Below are 15,954 nucleotides of genomic sequence, written 5' to 3' on the forward strand. Positions count from 1 at the left end.
TATAAATAGTATGAAAGGACTTACTTCACATGAATAATAATTTAAAAATATTATCTGATACCTCTAAGAAGAGCAAATCCAATGACTTATGCTGTGTGTTTTCTAATGGAAAGCTGTTGGTAAAAAAAGATGGAACTACTTTAGTTATTCCCACTTTTGACAATATTAAATTTCTAAATATTGAGTATGAAACTGAATTTTTTTTAGGAAAGATTGGAGAAAAATCTTGCTTTGCAATTGAATCAACTTCTGAATTGAATTTACCAATTAATTTCAACTTAATGGACTTGTACGACCTTGGTTCTCTACTTGATGAACAATCTTTTTTAATATCAGGACGGGCTAGTCAAATACTGAATTGGGATAAGACCCATAGGTTCTGTGGCAAATGTGGCTCTAAAACGGAAAATAAAAAAGATGAAATGGCTAAAATTTGTCCAAACTGTAATCACATAATGTATCCTGTAATTTGTCCGGCCATAATAGTTGCAGTCACTAAGGATGATAAGATACTTCTTGCACATAACAATGGATTTAAAGACAATATGTACGGCTTAATTGCCGGTTTTGTGGAAGCTGGAGAAGACTTAAATAGTGCTGTAAAAAGAGAGATTTTTGAAGAAATTGGTATAAAAGTGAAAAATATTGAATATTACAGGAGCTCTCCATGGCCATTTCCAAATTCCTTAATGATAGGATTTTTTGCAGAATACGAATCTGGCCAAATAAAAGTTGATGGAAGTGAAATAAAACAAGCTGATTGGTTTACAAAAGATAACTTTCCTAACATACCTAAAAAATTCACTATTGCAAGAAGTTTAATTAATGAATTTTCTAAAAGAAATCAATAATAAAATAATAGGCATCACAAATTTTTAGATAACTAAAAGCCCCTCAAATAAGATGATTATTTAAGGGGTAAATTTCATTAACTAAATAGTAGTAATATTCTCTGCTTGAAGTCCTTTTGGTCCTTCAACTACATCATAAGAAACTTTCTGACCTTCATCCAGCGACTTGTAACCATTTGAATTTATTTGAGAAAAATGTGCAAAAACATCTTTTCCATCTTCTCCTGTAATGAATCCAAATCCCTTTTCTCCATTAAACCATTTTACTGTACCATTCATATAACGTGTACCTCCCAAATTTTATTATTCTTAAATTTATCATAATAACTCACTAATAAAATCTCCATATGTAGTTGATTTTATAATAAATTACTATCAGTCTATTTAAATTTTTAATATTGTACTAAGGTTGTGTTAGAAAATTCTTAGACTAATTACAAATTTAGTATGGCAGTAAAAGAATTTATTATGTATAATTGTCAAAAATTTATTGTTTACATTAATTTTAATTTACATAATATTTAAAATGTTAATACATATAAAAAATATCACATTTAATATAAATATTGAAAATTTATATTAAATGTGATATTCTAACATTATATATTAAATAATAATAATTTTATTTTAATATCTAATATCTTCACAATGCTAACTTTTGAGATCTCAAGGAAAATTGTATAATTTTATTTTATATAATTTATACTAAATTATGATTTAATTTAAACTATAGAAGGAAGGAAACTTATACTATGTTAAGTGATAAACTTATAAAAGCTATAAATGATCAGATAAACTATGAAATGTACTCGGCAAATATATACTTTTCCATGCAAGCTTACTGTGATTCATTAGATCTGGATGGATTTTCAAACTTCTTTAAAGTACAAATTGAAGAAGAAAACTACCATATATCAAAATTTTACGATTTTTTAAAAAGAACAAATGCCCGAATACTCATTGGATCTATAGATTCACCTGATAACAATTATGATTCAATAAATGATGTTTTCAACAAAGCACTAGCGCATGAAAAAAAAGTTACTGCAAGAATTTATAATTTGATGGATCTTGCTACCGAAGAAAAAGAACATGCCACAGCAAGTTTACTCAAGTGGTTTATAGATGAACAAATTGAAGAAGAAGATACTTTTAGTAAGATAGTTAAAAAGTTGGATAAAATAAGTGATAATTCTGCAGCACTTTATATGCTAGATACAGAACTTCAATCAAGAACTTTTGTACCACCAGTAAATGAAAATGCCAACTAATAATTTTTTGAATATATAAGGGAGGGGGATTACTTACATAATCATACATGTAAGTATATAAATTTATGATTGATAATAAGGCTTTTTACAAATTAAGCTATGGATTATACCTTGTAAGCTCTATTTCGGAGGGAAGAAAAAATGCTCAAATTGCAAATACAGTTTTTCAAATAACATCAAATCCTGCTATTCTTGCAGTGAGCATAAACAAGAAAAATCTTACCCATGATTATATACAAAGAAGTAAATTGATAGGTGTATCTGCCCTATCTATAGAAACTCCTATTGAATTCATAGGTAAATTTGGATTTAAATCAGGAAGAGACATTGATAAATTTGAAGGAGTATCATTTAAAACAATTGAAAGTGGTGTCCCTATAATATTAGACAACACATCATCCTATTTTGAGTTAAAAGTTGAAAAAGAAATTGATGTTTTAACTCATACAATATTTATCTGTAAAGTACTAAATGCAGAACTACTCAACGATGTAGAACAAATTACCTATAAATATTATCAGGATATAAAACGTGGGAAATCACTTAAGGTTGAAACAAATATCCAACAAAACAAAAATGAAACTTCGGAAAATACAGGAAAGTATGAATGTACAGTATGTGGATACATTTACGATCCAGCTGTTGGAGATCCTGACTCAGGAATTCCAGCTGGTACTCCATTTGAAAACATACCAAATGATTGGACTTGTCCAATATGTGGAGTTACTAAAGATAATTTTAAACAAATTGTATAGATCCACGATTATAGCCCAATTTTCGCAGTTTAAAAAAATTGCGAAGCAACTTTTTCAAGAGGACAATTGACAGAGGACAGAGGACAATGAAGGTGAGTTTTCCTCCTTACGTCAGAAAACTAATTTATTTTTAAGCTTGTTTTGCTAATGCAAAACAAGCTTAAGCAGGCTTTAAAATCTGTGATTTTCAGATAATTGCTTGTTCAGAAAGTACTTTTTAGGAACAAAAAAACATGAGTTTCTTTTAAATTAAAGATTTTTCGTAGTGTAACGGAGAAAAATCCTCCTTCACTGTCCTCTATCAATTGTCCTCTGTCCTCTTAAAAACTTTGCTTCGCAAAGTTTATATATTAAATCAAAATTTTATATGTGCAAAAGTTAATTTATAATTTATAAAGAGGTTATTTATCAAAAGTAACTATATAAGTATTTATGTTATCTTTATTAAACGGATCTGAAGAACTTCCATAAGTAAATGACAGTGCAGTACTTGTACTATCCCAACAAATGTTCGAAATACAAGGCACTCTTGCGATCTTCTTTTCTTTAATTTTGCCATCTTTATCTTTAATTTTAATTGTAATATAATTATTTCCCTGATTTTTATCCTTTAAGCTAGCTGCTTTTACTATTTCCTTTATATCACCTGTTTTAATATCTATAACCTTAATGGATATATCAAGATCCTTATTATCCGAACCTACCTGACGACTAATTTCATTATTGCTCTCCACATAAGCAGCTTTACTTCCATCAGGTGATAATATATAGTCAGAATTAGGTGATCCAGAGCTTATTCTACCTTTAGGAAGTTTAACATCTTGAAGTACCTTTCCTGATTCATTCATAACAAATGCTCCAAAAGTTCTATTCACATAAACCATTCCATTAACTGCCCCACCATTAACTGGCTTACCATTGTTATTATAGTTGTCCATTATAATTGTCTTTCCCTTTTTATCTGCATGCAAGGAATATTTATTGGCATAAATATCTTTTATCTCTTTAGTCTTCACGTCCATGGAGCATACTTTTACTCCTTCTTTTCCATTCTTATCTTGAGTATAATAAAACTTACCTTCTACACTACTTCCTAAATCTTTAATATCATCTACACCGGATATCCATGCACTATCCTGTTCTCCAGCATTATAACTTCCATCAGCATATACTTTTCCAGTTGTATCAATTATTGCCCAATGATTAAAATAATTTGCTAAAATTTTATTCTTACTTATCCATATAAACTGAGCATCGCTGTTTAGCTTTTCCGTATTTACGTCCGTAATTTGACCTGTAGACAAATTTAATAATTTTACATTTTTATGGAGTAAATCTCCTGAAGCAAGAGCATCTTTCCACTCCTGGCTTTCAACTTTTGGAATATTCCTTGCTTCTGCATAAAGAACATATTTCTTATCTGATGATACCCCTAAAAATTCATCTATATTTACATTCTTAAAATCTTTAGAGCTTTTTGTATTTAAATTATAAATACTGCAATACCTTATAATTCTAGTTGAATCGGGATTTTTAAATTGACTTTTTCTAGTTAAAGTCAGCACTTCATTTTCATTAAGCCATGCAGTACTTTCAATATTTTCATATTTATCAATCTGGTATCCGTTTTCATTGACTTTAGCAGAAGGTTTATATGCTGTTACTTTTATGTCCTGTTTAGATTTAGCAATTACATGATGATTTAATTGAACTGCACTTACACCTCCTATAACTCCTACAGCCAAAATCAGAGATAAAACCTTTTTACTCAACATTGAACTTTCCCCCTTTTTCTTAATAAACAGAGTCCTTGGCATCAGATGAAGTTTTGACTCCACCTGATGCTTAGAAATCGTTATCCAGGGACGTAGCTGCTCTTTACTTCCACTTGGAGAAGTGGGAGTATTAGAGCAGGTAGTCATCGGATAAATTAATGTTATCAAAACTTATTCACAAAGTTATAAATAGATGTCACAATCTTGTAAACTTTATGTGGAAAATTCAACACAAAAAATAGTACCTTCGTTTAATTTAGAATTTACCTTTATGGTTCCCCCTTGTTTTTCAACTAGCTTTTTAACTAAAGCTAGTCCAAGTCCAGCTCCTCCCGTTTCACGGCTCCTGTGTTTGTCAGCTCTATAAAAAGGTTCAAAAATTTTAGGAATTACTTCTGCCCTCATACCTATACCAGTATCTTTAACACTTATAATTATCTTGTCTTTATCATTTTTATAACACTGAATATATATACTTCCACCTGGTCTATTGTATTTTATAGCATTATCAATTAAATTAATTAAAATGTGCTTTAAACTATCTTCATCCAAGGTAACAACAATATCCTCTGCATCATATTTTAAAATCAAACTATTTTTCTTGACTTTTGCCATCATTGTTTTACATATTTCATCCAATACTTTTTTAAAATTAACTTCATTTTTTTCTATTTCAAAATCATATTTTTCAAGAGCAGATAGGCTCAATATATTATCTACCATGCTCGAAAGCCTATCACATTCTTTTGATATACTTAAAGTACCTTCTTCAATTAATTTTAAATCATCCGTGTACATTCCAATCACATCTGCATAGGCCTTTATACTGGTAATTGGAGTCTTGAATTCATGAGTTACATTTCCTATAAACTCTTTTTGTTGCTTGTCCATTTTTTTTAATTTATCTACGGCCCTACTTAAATAATCCCTTTCAACTTCAAGTTCCTCAATATTTTGTTCTATAGTATTACTCATAAATATAAGACCACTGCTCAATTCTCCCAATTCATCATTTCGATTTACCTTATGTACTTTACTAAATTCACCCTTTTGAATGCTTTCTACTGAATCTTTCATTTCATATATATCTCTAGTTAGCCTGGAAAAATAAAGGATTCCTACAAATATACCAAGGACTAAAGCCAAAAAACCTATACCATAAAACAATTTTTCTATATCACTATAAAATAATTTATTTTCTCTAATTGAATATTCCAATTCTAAAATTGCTGCTGTATTTCCCTTATATTTAATGGGTGAATAAAAATATATCACATCATTAATTTCTCTATAAGATACTTTGCCTTTAATTGCATAGTCTATCATAATCTTTTTCTCATCATTTTCATTTAGCTTTGCATCTGTCTTAAACCCTGAAAGGAGTTCACCTTTTGTATTATATATATTTGCAGGTATAGTTCTCAGCCATGCTTTATTAAAAATACTACCTCTAGCTAAGCTATCATCATAATTAGTGTTTTTATTCAAACTCATGCGTTCACTAAAGTATTCTTCAAATATATCCTTTTGCTTAAATAAAATGGCCTGTGTTTCCTTATTTTGATAACTTTTTATTCCATTAAGTACCAAGAAGCTCAAAAATGATATTACAATCAATAAAAGTGAAGCTGTAAAAGATATGAGCTTGAATTTAATTCCCACCTTCAAATAACTCATCAACCCCTTTATATCCAATACCATAGACAGTTTGTACTAAATCTTGATAACTATGACCTAACTTTTTTCTTATCCTTTGGATGTGTGTATCTACAGTTCGTGTTCCTCCAACATAATCCATATTCCATATTATATTTAAAAGCTGTTCCCTGGAGTATACTATGCCTGGATTTGAAAGGAGTAAATATAGCAGATCAAATTCCATAGGTGTAAGCTCTAGCAAAACATTTTTTATACTTACAGTTCTCTTTTTTTTATTAATAATAAGATCACTTATTTTTATGACACCGATATCCTTTTTTTCATCAATAGTTTTATTAAGTCTTCTTACAAGTGACTTGATTCTTGCAAGAAGTTCTCTTATGTCAAAGGGTTTCGTCATATAATCATCTGCTCCAAATTCAAGGCCAAGTATCTTGTCCACAATATCTTCTTTTGCTGTAAGCATGATGATCCCTATATTTTTGCTTTCTAATTTTTTACAAACATCGTATCCGTTTATTACAGGGAGCATTAAATCCAAAATTACTATATGCGGATTAAAAATATCTACTTTATGAAGTGCTTCCTCTCCATCATAAGCTCTTTCTACTAAATACCCTTCTCTTTTTAGTGCATAGGTCAGCACATCTAAAATGCTCTTTTCATCATCTACTAAAAGTATTTTTTCATTCACTTTTTATTCCTCCGCTCAAATTATCGTCCTTATACAGTGAAATTATACCATAAAGTAGATGTTTATTTAGATTACATTACATTTCTCCTCTTCATATGTAAATAAAAATAATTGTATCAATTTACATCAATACAATTATATCATAATCCCATTTTCTATAAAAAAGATAACTGACTATCTCTATATGACTTCATCTTTCTATCTACAATCTTTTCATCTCCACATAATTCGCCAATCAGCAGAGGGAACTTTTTATTATGCTTCAATAAATTCTTTTCAACAGCATTCCTATTGAAATTTGCATAGCAGTATAAACAACCATGATTACATGTATTATAAGCTCCTATATCAATGCTCTTTACACATCCACAAACTTTCCTCTGGTTTGGATCTTTATCTATAGACATCTTTTCCTTGGCTATCTTAGAAATCAACCTACTATCTATACATTTACCATGCTTAATATTAAATTTTGATAGATCTACTTCTTCCGAACAAGTTTCAATAGTCACATTATACTTAGAAGCTATCTTTGAAAACTTCCCTGCTAACTCAAACATATCATCCTTATCTATTGGTAAAATGTTTATTTCTTTTAAATTGCGCTCAGTTTTCCTGTATAAATCTAAAAAGCTGATAACACACTTATTTGTATATGGGCACAATCTTTTTGCAAGATACTCAAACCACTTATAATGGTAATTCTTTGTAAACTTATCAGTTAATATTATGGGATCATACCTCCATATAACTCTATCCTTACCAATTCGTTTTGATAATTCTATAAATGTATTTATCAAATACTTTTTCTCTGGAATGTTTGTCTCCAATGTCTTATCATATGAATTTAAAGTGAATTGAAAACAATAGTTGTATTCTTTAATTTCCTCCAATCTCTTCATCATTTTCTTAGGATTTTTGGTCCAAAATACTATACAATCTATGACTTTAGTACTCAATTCAACTTTACTTACCTGATTTGAGTTAAATGGATTTTTTACTAATACAAATCCTTCCTTTATTCTATTGAAAAACCAATCACTATAAAAAGCCGGTATATCCGTTCTTCTACTTACACTTAATATCATAAAATTATCCTTTTAATCTAACATATATTCCTTTTCATCTGATTTTTTTCCTGATAACTCATTGATAAAAGTTGTCCCCAATATGAGAATGCCACCTAGTACCTGTATAAATGTCATTCTTTCTCCTAAAAATATACTGGACATAACTATTGCCGATATGGGATCAATATAGCTGAATATTGCTATTGTCTGCCCTTTAAGTTTTAGTATGGCAGAAAAATACAAAAGATAAGCTATTCCCGTATGTATTATTCCCACAATCAAAAGAAGTACAATGGACTTAAAACCTAACTGTGAAAGTGACACTTTTTCCGTAACAAGTACATAAGGCAGTAGAACTACTGCAGCTGCAGTAAGTTGTATCATACCGCTTTCCATACCTGATAAATTTTTTATAAACTTATTTATTATAATCACACTAGCATAGAGAGCTGCTGCTGCAAGACCATATATAATACCTAGCAATTGATTGTTTTCTGCCGCACTACTTCCAGCTCCTACTATTAAAAACATACCTGCCATAGCACCTATAATACACATAATCTTAACTGCATTTAATTTTTCCTTCAATATAAATGGCGATAAGAACATGACAATTACAGGAGCAAAATAATAACACAAAGTAGCTTTTGATACGGTAGTATACTTATATGCTTGAAATAAAAAAATCCAATTCACACCTATTGCAGCTCCAGATATTATTAATGGAATCAAATTAGATTTGATGGCTTTCCACGATGTCTTTTGTCTTGTTATGTAACTTGCTGTAAATAAAAATATACTTCCTATTATTCCCCTTACCAATGCAATCATGCTAGAAGACAAGTCTATATTTTTGACAAACAGCCCAACACTGCCGAATATGAGCATTGCAGCTACAATTTTTATCTTTGCATTTTTCATCATTTATCTCCTCATAACTATATATTAATATTTCCCACCATATATAGTGAAGCTCTTCCACTTATTTTAACCCTATCACCACAAAGTTCACAATATAATGTTCCACCGCGTTTTGACAGCTGTTTTGCTATCATCTTATCTTTATTCAATTTTTTTGACCAAAAAGGTATTAAATTACTGTGTGCAGAGCCTGTTACAGGATCTTCATTTACACCAAGCTTTGGATAAAAACAGCGAGATACAAAATCCACATAACTGCCCTTTGCAGTTACGATAATTCCTGAGCCATCTTCTAATTCTAACATTTTAGAAAAATCAGGATCTAAATTTTTAACCTGCTCTTCTGTTTCAACTACTACAAATAAATCCCTTGATAAATATGTTTCTATAGGTTCCACCCCAATGATATCCGAAATTGTTTCTGGTATTTGAATTTTTTTAGGTTCTCTTGTAGGAAAATCCATTTCATATAAATCACTTTTATGATTGACTTCAAGTATTCCACTTAAAGTATGAAATATCATTTTATCTGTTCCAACATCTACATAATTGGAAACAACATAGGAAGTCCCCAGTGTAGCATGTCCGCATAAGTCTATTTCTGCCTTTGGCGTAAACCACCTTAGTTCATACTCATTTTTATTTTTACCTTTAACTACAAAAGCTGTTTCTGACAAATTGTTCTCTTCTGCAATTTTTTGCATTACATCCTCCTGCAGCCACTTATCTAATACACATACCCCTGCCGGATTCCCCTTAAATACTTCATCTGTAAAAGCATCAACAACATAATATTTCATATACTTAGCCCCCTTTTTTAAATAATATTATATTACTATACTAACCACTTCTTGTAAACTGAACTTCATCAAACTTGAACTTTACTTACAAATGAAAAAATAGTTGCGCAAATTTATTGTGCTAAAAATATATCTCTATCGATTCCTTAATCTACCATATATTATCTACTTGCAATGACATCTTAAATATGTTATTATAATCTCACAAAAGGAAAACGACTACATTCCTAGTTGATAATTTTTCTTTTTATTATGAATTTTATAGTGTACAACTTCTGAAATACACGTTAAGCTTTTATTTTGAACCTACATTTAAACATCGGGAGTTCAAATTTAGATGAGAATATGTACTTTTTTATGAGTCCTTTTAAGGCATTAAGAGCGATAGATACATCTGTGAGAACACCCACCTATCGAGAGATAGGTGTCAAAATTAAAGCACCGATATTTTGGATATAAATATAAAATTCAAAGCCAATGCTTAATTAAGCATTGGCTTTTTAATATTTAATAAAGTTATCCGATGACTACCTGCTCTAATACTCCCACTTCTCCAAGCTATACATTGCACATAACTTTGGTAACTAATTGGTAAGCTGGTTCAAGCCTTATGGAATATCCAAGTGGGAGTAAAGAGCAGCTACGTCCCTGGATAACGATTTCTACGCATCAGGTGGAGTCAAAACTCCATCTGATGCGTAGAACTCTGTTTATAAATAATTCACTTTTTACTTGATTTTAAAAATTTCATGTGATATATTTATAACATAAGTTACAAATATATCACATGAAGGAGATTATATTATGAAAGATAAAAAGATTAGTTTAAGAATTTGGATTAGTGCTAAAATAATCCCGGCTTTATTATTTCTCATGTATTATTGGATGAGTGTAAGTCTCACTTTCAAACCCATTCATACACTAATAGAATATTTATTACTAGGACTCACACTTGTATTTTTAGCACTACTCAAAGGAAACTCAGAGATCTTTGATGAATTTGCAAAAGAAACCCTTAATAAAACAGATTCTATTTGTCTAAAACTTTCTTATCTATTTATGGCCGGTATTTTACTTCCATCAGCATTTATAACCCCAAGTGGCGTAATGACAGGCTACTTGATTGCTATAGGTATAGTAGCATTAACTATCCTGCGGGCAATTATTTTCTGTGTAATTGATATGCGGGGTATATAATATGCCAACTCTTAAAACAAAAGTAAAGGAATATAGAGAAAAAATGAATATGAAACAAAGTGAATTAGCAGAATTAATAGGGGTAAGAAGAGAAACCATTGTTCACCTTGAAAATGGTAGATATAATCCATCACTTAAATTGGCAATGGACATCGCAAAAGTATTCAATACTTCTGTGGAAGAATTATTTAAATTTGAAGATTAGGTTATCAATTTGGTGGAGGTTATATCCTCCACCAGTCCACTTAAAAACAAATTATATGATAAATTTAAAGCTCTTTAATACAAAAATCCAGAACGTTAGAGTAAAAGCTGATAATAAAGTAGTGGCTACAACAACGCTTGAAGTCAAAACACCATCATTGTTCATATTCTTTGCCATTATATAACAGCTTACTGTAGTTGGAGAACCAAGCATGATAATTAGAGCAACAAGTTCTTGATCTCTAAATCCAAAATATGCTGCTAATGGCAAAAATACAGCAGCTTGGGCTACCAATTTTATAAAGGAAGCTGCTAAAGTTGGTTTTATTTTTGCAATGGCTTTTGTTCCTTCAAAGCCAGCTCCAATAGTTACAAGTGCCAAAGGAGACGCCATAACTGCAAAATTTTTAAGTGTTTTATCTATTATTTTAGGAAAATGAATATTTAATAGTGACACTATCATTCCTAGCAAAATTCCTATGATAATGGGGTTTTTTATAATATTGATACATGCTTTTCTTATACTATCATTTCCTCCTCTGCTATCTTCACTTTCAAAAGTAAGTACAATAACAGAATATATATTATAAAGTGGAACAGCTCCTATAATCATCATAGGAGCCATCCCCGCATTTCCATAAATATTTTGAACAAAAGCAATTCCTAGTATAGCTGCACTTCCTCGGAAAGATGCTTGTACAAAAGCCCCTGTCATAGAAGAATTCTTCATAAATTTTTTAGTAAAAAACCAAATTGACCAGAAGCAAATGGACGTAACTACTGCACAAAACAATATGTACTTTCCATCAAAATTTTTAATTATATTAGTTGATCCAATATCAGTTAATAATAATATTGGTAAAGTAACTTTAAAGTTAAATTTATTAGCTACCTCTATGAAATTATCATTTAACATTCCTATTTGTTTTAACGCATATCCTACTACAATAACTAAAAACACAGGTACTGTCGCATTTAAACTGTATATTAAACTCTCCATTTTGTAATTTTCACCTTTCTAAAGCATATAGCTAAATTTAAGTACACATATTACATTATAATAGAACCTGTCTAATATACAAATTTTATTACGAAAAATGAGATATCTCAAAATAGAAAATACTTTCTAAGTGAAATATCTCATTCATTTTTAATATACCTTTTTTAAAAGATCCTCTTTTGTCATATTATTTTCTTTCACCATTTTTACCCATCCGTTATTTCCGTTAAGTATGAATTGTGATCTAGGCACCTTAGGGCTTACGAATACTCCTTTTTCATCATCCTCTCTGCCACTTTCTATACTATCTTTAAGTTTGCAAAGTGCTAGATAGGTGTCTCTTTTTACTTCACTCTCAATTGGTATTATATCTTTTGTACCCTTAATGAATTCGCCTCCGCCTATGCCTATTACAAATTTGAATTCAAATCCTGTCTTTTTCGAAAAGTTATAAATTATATTTACAGCATTTCTGTTTTGAACACCTTCTACAAATCCACAATTGATAATACCGTATAAATCTGGAAGTTTATTTTTATCAATCTCATTTTCTTTTATATAACTTTCAAGTTTCCATAAAAAATCAAGAAAATTAGATGGTATGCTATCAACATAAAGTGGGAAAACAAATATTACGCTATCTGAGTTTACAATTTTCTCAAAACTTTGAGCTATCTTACCTGATTTTAAATCTTTAATTGCATAAACACATTGAGTTTCTATATCATTATCTTTAATTAATTTCTGTATTTCTCCTATGAAATAAGCTGAAGTGCTTCCACTTTCTCTAGGACTTCCATTTACAAAACATACCTTTTTCACTTTACCTAACCTCTCTTCCTTTTAAATAGCTTTCAAAATCACTTATATATTCATCTATATCAACATCGTTTTTGCACACATAAGCTTTTGCTCCACTTTTTTGAAGATTTATTCCATTAGCTGTAACAAGAGAACTAAAAGTTTCTTCTTCTTCACTAGAAACATCTTCACCATATCCTAAAGTAACTAGTTCTGGATACTTGTCATAACGTGGTGAATGATGCATTTCTCCATTTACTTCTTCAAAAAACGGAAGTATATTAGGTATTTGCCTATCCAGTGCTCTTTTTATAACAGGACTGTAACATCCATATTTTATTGGACCTACATATAATACGATGTCACTTTTTATAAAATCCTCACATATATTTCTTCCCAGGTCATCAAATACACAAATGCCCGGCGTTTTAATCCAACAATTAAAGCAACCAATACAATAGTGCAAATCGTCTAAATTTAAATTGTAATCTTTAAATTCAAATTTTTCACTCTTAAGCATTTTCACAGTTTTCTCTCTTATTTTCTTTCCAAACTTGTCCTCATTTTGACTGTCATTTATAACTAATATTTTCATGGGTTCAAATTACCTCCTTAATATGTTACCAGTGTCAACTTATGAATATATATTACATCACTAAGTTTACATTGTCAACATAATTTTAGGAAAGTGAAAGTCTAGTTCTCAACTCTCAACTCTCAACTCTCGATTATGTCATATTATGTTAGCCCAATTCAATGCAAAAATGTATTCCTTTACAACTGTGCTTATATCTATATTTAACTTTTTTGAAAATTCTATAGATTTATCCCATCTAGCCCTTTCATAGGAAATTATTAAATCAAGAACTTCCCTATATTTATTACCTTTTCCAATTAGGGCTTCCCTTACATCCTTCTCTAAAAATAGTTCATCTAACAGACTTTCCATATTCCTTTCAAGTATTACATCAAGCATAGAAAGCATACCTACTATAAAAAAGTTATACTGCTTTTCCAAATTATCAGGGTATAACCTTGATCCAATTCTTTCACAAAATTTAGCCCTTACAAGAGATGCCCTTACAATTTCACTTGATTTATAAGATCCCATACTTCCTAAAACTATAACATAAAGCCATTTGCGAGATTCTATTTCTCCAAGATAGGTTATTGCTTGATGTGGTGAAACAATTTTACTTTTAAGCCCATACATAGATGAATTTATGAGCTTTAAAAATTTATATATTATAGATAAATCTTTTATTATAAGTGATTTCAATTTTATAATATCTACATTTTTTTTGCTTAATTCAAAAAGTATTTCTACGTATATTAACTTTTCCTTTGGAATATCTTTAGCTGATACTATAGTTGGCTTACTAAAAAAATATCCCTGAAAAAGGTCATATCCTAAATTTTTTGCTTTATTATAGTCTTCTTGTGTTTCAACTTTTTCCGCTAAAAATTTAATATTATTGTTTTTAGTATTATTTAATATGAACTTCTTTTCATATCTTGCCATCTTAAAATCCACTTTAACTATATCTGTCAAATCCAATAATTCTATGTACTTTTTATCAAATATAAAATCATCAAGTGCAAGTGTATAGCCACACTCTTTCAAATATCTGCATGCATGCACTACTCTTGGAGTTGGCTCAACAGTTTCAAGTATTTCAATTACTACATTCTTAGGTAACATTGGAATAATATCATCCGTTATGAGATTTTTAGGGAAATTGATAAACGCCTTTTTACCCCATGTAATTTTATCTACTCCAACGAGAGAAAAAACGTTTGCTATGACATTACAAGTGGCTTTATCTTCATCATTACCATTATAGTAATTTTCAAAACTATCCCTATAAAGTAATTCATAAGCTACAACTCTTTCTTTTTTATTAAATATTGGTTGCCTAGCTATAAATGCATCCAAATTATCACTTCCTTAAAACATACTTAATATATATATATTAGCGTTTATTGGAATTATTTTAGAAGTTATCCTATTATAAACTTATCGTACAAATTTGGGTACTTCTTTATTCTTTATTTTTTAATTAAAAAACTAGAAGAACACTTTTACCCCTTAATAAATAAATTATACTATAAAAACTATTATTGAGAGGGTACAAATGCCACATAATCATAATATTTCAAAAAATATCTGTCCATTTGCTAAATACTTTTTTAGAAATGAGTCAAGTAGTGGAGTTATCTTAAATACAGCAAAGATATCACCTGAAAAATTTAGTATAAGCTATCCATTTATACCAAATCCAAATAAGGATCAAATAATGAATAAGATAAATACTTCTATTATAAATGAAGTAAGTAAACTTTTTACATCTCAAGTCCTATTTCCAGAAGAAATAGATTTTAATGAAATTTTAGGTACTTATGACGTAATGTTAAATAAAAACGGTCTTTTAAGTATACTGTTTAATATGTATACTTATGTAAACAAAGCTGCCCATGGATTTACAGCTTATTCTTCCATAACACTAAATGTTAATACAGGACAAATTTACAACTTCAGCGATTTATTTAACCCTAAAATCTATTACGTAGGTTTTTTAAATGAACTTGCTAATCAATATATTAAGGACAATAACATTACACTGATAAATGAGTACAAAGGTATAACTCCAGATCAAAAGTATTACCTTACTCCTAATTCACTAGTACTTTATTATCAAGTTTATGAATACACACCTTACTACTATGGAATTTTTGAAATTGAATTGCCTTATAGTAAAATAAAAAATCTTTTGAGTCCAACAAGTCCAATAACTATGCTTAGGCATTTGAAATAAAATAACAAGTCAAAGATGCGACGGATATTTTTTATCAGACAAGGAGGCAGGTTCCGCAGATAGTGAATCCTATCTAAGGGTTCTGCCAACGCAGTATGATAAAAAATAGGCTAGCATACTGACTTGCTATTTCTTTGAAA

The 15,954-nt window shown here is 29.7% G+C and carries 17 protein-coding genes; 6 read left to right on the forward strand and 11 right to left on the reverse strand.

Translation table 11 applies throughout. From position 1 onward, the window contains the following. Positions 1 to 29: 29 nt before the first annotated feature. Positions 30 to 851, forward strand: coding sequence for an NAD(+) diphosphatase (gene nudC / locus CLRAG_RS19710; RefSeq protein ID WP_065079972.1), 822 nt, complete (start codon positions 30 to 32; stop codon positions 849 to 851). Positions 852 to 932: 81 nt separating this feature from the next. On the opposite strand, the gene CLRAG_RS19715 is transcribed toward nudC, so the two are convergent. Then, positions 933 to 1,130, reverse strand: coding sequence for a cold-shock protein (locus CLRAG_RS19715; RefSeq protein ID WP_013238604.1), 198 nt, complete (start codon positions 1,128 to 1,130; stop codon positions 933 to 935). A 473-nt stretch (positions 1,131 to 1,603) separates the two neighbouring features. On the opposite strand from CLRAG_RS19715, the gene CLRAG_RS19720 reads away from it, so the two are divergent. Both CLRAG_RS19720 and CLRAG_RS19725 read left to right on the forward strand, forming a co-directional pair. Continuing rightward, positions 1,604 to 2,122: a ferritin gene (locus CLRAG_RS19720; RefSeq protein ID WP_065079973.1), complete on the forward strand. Its 519-nt coding sequence runs from the start codon at positions 1,604 to 1,606 to the stop codon at positions 2,120 to 2,122. 65 nt (positions 2,123 to 2,187) lie between these two features. Next, complete coding sequence (locus CLRAG_RS19725; RefSeq protein ID WP_065079974.1) at positions 2,188 to 2,877, forward strand: flavin reductase; 690 nt, start codon at positions 2,188 to 2,190, stop codon at positions 2,875 to 2,877. Between the two features lie 401 nt (positions 2,878 to 3,278). Here CLRAG_RS19725 and CLRAG_RS19730 read toward each other — a convergent pair whose 3' ends face one another. The 6 genes from CLRAG_RS19730 to CLRAG_RS19755 form a co-directional block, all read right to left on the reverse strand. After that, positions 3,279 to 4,652 (reverse strand): hypothetical protein, encoded by a 1,374-nt coding sequence (locus CLRAG_RS19730; RefSeq protein WP_065079975.1) that lies wholly within the window; start codon positions 4,650 to 4,652, stop codon positions 3,279 to 3,281. A 213-nt stretch (positions 4,653 to 4,865) separates the two neighbouring features. Next, entirely contained in the window at positions 4,866 to 6,329 is a 1,464-nt protein-coding gene (locus tag CLRAG_RS19735; protein WP_242872189.1) for a HAMP domain-containing sensor histidine kinase, read from the reverse strand. Then, complete coding sequence (locus tag CLRAG_RS19740; RefSeq protein WP_065079977.1) at positions 6,304 to 7,005, reverse strand: response regulator transcription factor; 702 nt, start codon at positions 7,003 to 7,005, stop codon at positions 6,304 to 6,306. The genes CLRAG_RS19735 and CLRAG_RS19740 overlap by 26 nt, the downstream gene beginning before the upstream one ends. Before the next feature lie 155 nt (positions 7,006 to 7,160). Beyond that, positions 7,161 to 8,093 (reverse strand): DUF1848 domain-containing protein, encoded by a 933-nt coding sequence (locus tag CLRAG_RS19745; RefSeq protein WP_065079978.1) that lies wholly within the window; start codon positions 8,091 to 8,093, stop codon positions 7,161 to 7,163. A gap of 12 nt (positions 8,094 to 8,105) precedes the next feature. Beyond that, positions 8,106 to 8,996 (reverse strand): DMT family transporter, encoded by an 891-nt coding sequence (locus tag CLRAG_RS19750; RefSeq protein WP_207644842.1) that lies wholly within the window; start codon positions 8,994 to 8,996, stop codon positions 8,106 to 8,108. A gap of 17 nt (positions 8,997 to 9,013) precedes the next feature. After that, complete coding sequence (locus CLRAG_RS19755; protein ID WP_065079980.1) at positions 9,014 to 9,796, reverse strand: PhzF family phenazine biosynthesis protein; 783 nt, start codon at positions 9,794 to 9,796, stop codon at positions 9,014 to 9,016. A gap of 804 nt (positions 9,797 to 10,600) precedes the next feature. On the opposite strand from CLRAG_RS19755, the gene CLRAG_RS19760 reads away from it, so the two are divergent. After that, complete coding sequence (locus tag CLRAG_RS19760) at positions 10,601 to 10,993, forward strand: hypothetical protein (RefSeq protein WP_065079981.1); 393 nt, start codon at positions 10,601 to 10,603, stop codon at positions 10,991 to 10,993. A gap of 1 nt (position 10,994) precedes the next feature. Further along, positions 10,995 to 11,198, forward strand: coding sequence for a helix-turn-helix transcriptional regulator (locus CLRAG_RS19765; RefSeq protein WP_013238592.1), 204 nt, complete (start codon positions 10,995 to 10,997; stop codon positions 11,196 to 11,198). Positions 11,199 to 11,249: 51 nt separating this feature from the next. Here the strand turns inward: CLRAG_RS19765 and CLRAG_RS19770 are convergent, their stop codons facing one another. The 4 genes from CLRAG_RS19770 to CLRAG_RS19785 form a co-directional block, all read right to left on the reverse strand. Further along, positions 11,250 to 12,197 carry an AEC family transporter gene (locus CLRAG_RS19770; RefSeq protein WP_065079982.1) on the reverse strand — a complete coding sequence of 316 codons (948 nt, stop codon included), beginning with the start codon at positions 12,195 to 12,197 and terminating at the stop codon, positions 11,250 to 11,252. 150 nt (positions 12,198 to 12,347) lie between these two features. Beyond that, the gene (locus CLRAG_RS19775; protein ID WP_065079983.1) at positions 12,348 to 13,019 is read right to left on the reverse strand and encodes a flavodoxin family protein; all 672 of its coding nucleotides are present in this window, start codon (positions 13,017 to 13,019) and stop codon (positions 12,348 to 12,350) included. 1 nt (position 13,020) lies between these two features. Then, positions 13,021 to 13,593: an NAD(P)H-dependent oxidoreductase gene (locus tag CLRAG_RS19780; protein WP_065079984.1), complete on the reverse strand. Its 573-nt coding sequence runs from the start codon at positions 13,591 to 13,593 to the stop codon at positions 13,021 to 13,023. 138 nt (positions 13,594 to 13,731) lie between these two features. Then, a complete protein-coding gene (locus CLRAG_RS19785; RefSeq protein WP_065079985.1) occupies positions 13,732 to 14,934 on the reverse strand; it encodes an EAL and HDOD domain-containing protein in 1,203 nt (400 codons plus the stop codon). A 199-nt stretch (positions 14,935 to 15,133) separates the two neighbouring features. Here CLRAG_RS19785 and CLRAG_RS19790 point away from each other — a divergent pair, with 199 nt between their 5' ends. Continuing rightward, positions 15,134 to 15,814, forward strand: coding sequence for a DUF3298 and DUF4163 domain-containing protein (locus tag CLRAG_RS19790; protein WP_065079986.1), 681 nt, complete (start codon positions 15,134 to 15,136; stop codon positions 15,812 to 15,814). Positions 15,815 to 15,954: the final 140 nt, after the last annotated feature.

The sequence above is a fragment of the Clostridium ragsdalei P11 genome (genome assembly GCF_001675165.1).
Taxonomy (GTDB): Bacteria; Bacillota; Clostridia; order Clostridiales; family Clostridiaceae; genus Clostridium_B; species Clostridium_B ragsdalei.

What these genes read in the sequence shown, in the direction of transcription:
- CLRAG_RS19725 (WP_065079974.1), top strand. Translation starts at nt 2,188, where the DNA reads ATGATTGATAATAAGGCTTTTTACAAATTAAGCTATGGATTATACCTT.
- CLRAG_RS19770 (WP_065079982.1), bottom strand. Translation starts at nt 12,197, where the DNA reads ATGGAGAGTTTAATATACAGTTTAAATGCGACAGTACCTGTGTTTTTA.
- CLRAG_RS19715 (WP_013238604.1), bottom strand. Translation starts at nt 1,130, where the DNA reads ATGAATGGTACAGTAAAATGGTTTAATGGAGAAAAGGGATTTGGATTC.
- CLRAG_RS19730 (WP_065079975.1), bottom strand. Translation starts at nt 4,652, where the DNA reads ATGTTGAGTAAAAAGGTTTTATCTCTGATTTTGGCTGTAGGAGTTATA.
- nudC (WP_065079972.1), top strand. Translation starts at nt 30, where the DNA reads ATGAATAATAATTTAAAAATATTATCTGATACCTCTAAGAAGAGCAAA.
- CLRAG_RS19790 (WP_065079986.1), top strand. Translation starts at nt 15,134, where the DNA reads ATGCCACATAATCATAATATTTCAAAAAATATCTGTCCATTTGCTAAA.
- CLRAG_RS19765 (WP_013238592.1), top strand. Translation starts at nt 10,995, where the DNA reads ATGCCAACTCTTAAAACAAAAGTAAAGGAATATAGAGAAAAAATGAAT.
- CLRAG_RS19720 (WP_065079973.1), top strand. Translation starts at nt 1,604, where the DNA reads ATGTTAAGTGATAAACTTATAAAAGCTATAAATGATCAGATAAACTAT.
- CLRAG_RS19760 (WP_065079981.1), top strand. Translation starts at nt 10,601, where the DNA reads ATGAAAGATAAAAAGATTAGTTTAAGAATTTGGATTAGTGCTAAAATA.
- CLRAG_RS19755 (WP_065079980.1), bottom strand. Translation starts at nt 9,796, where the DNA reads ATGAAATATTATGTTGTTGATGCTTTTACAGATGAAGTATTTAAGGGG.
- CLRAG_RS19745 (WP_065079978.1), bottom strand. Translation starts at nt 8,093, where the DNA reads ATGATATTAAGTGTAAGTAGAAGAACGGATATACCGGCTTTTTATAGT.
- CLRAG_RS19780 (WP_065079984.1), bottom strand. Translation starts at nt 13,593, where the DNA reads ATGAAAATATTAGTTATAAATGACAGTCAAAATGAGGACAAGTTTGGA.
- CLRAG_RS19735 (WP_242872189.1), bottom strand. Translation starts at nt 6,329, where the DNA reads ATGAGTTATTTGAAGGTGGGAATTAAATTCAAGCTCATATCTTTTACA.
- CLRAG_RS19750 (WP_207644842.1), bottom strand. Translation starts at nt 8,996, where the DNA reads ATGAAAAATGCAAAGATAAAAATTGTAGCTGCAATGCTCATATTCGGC.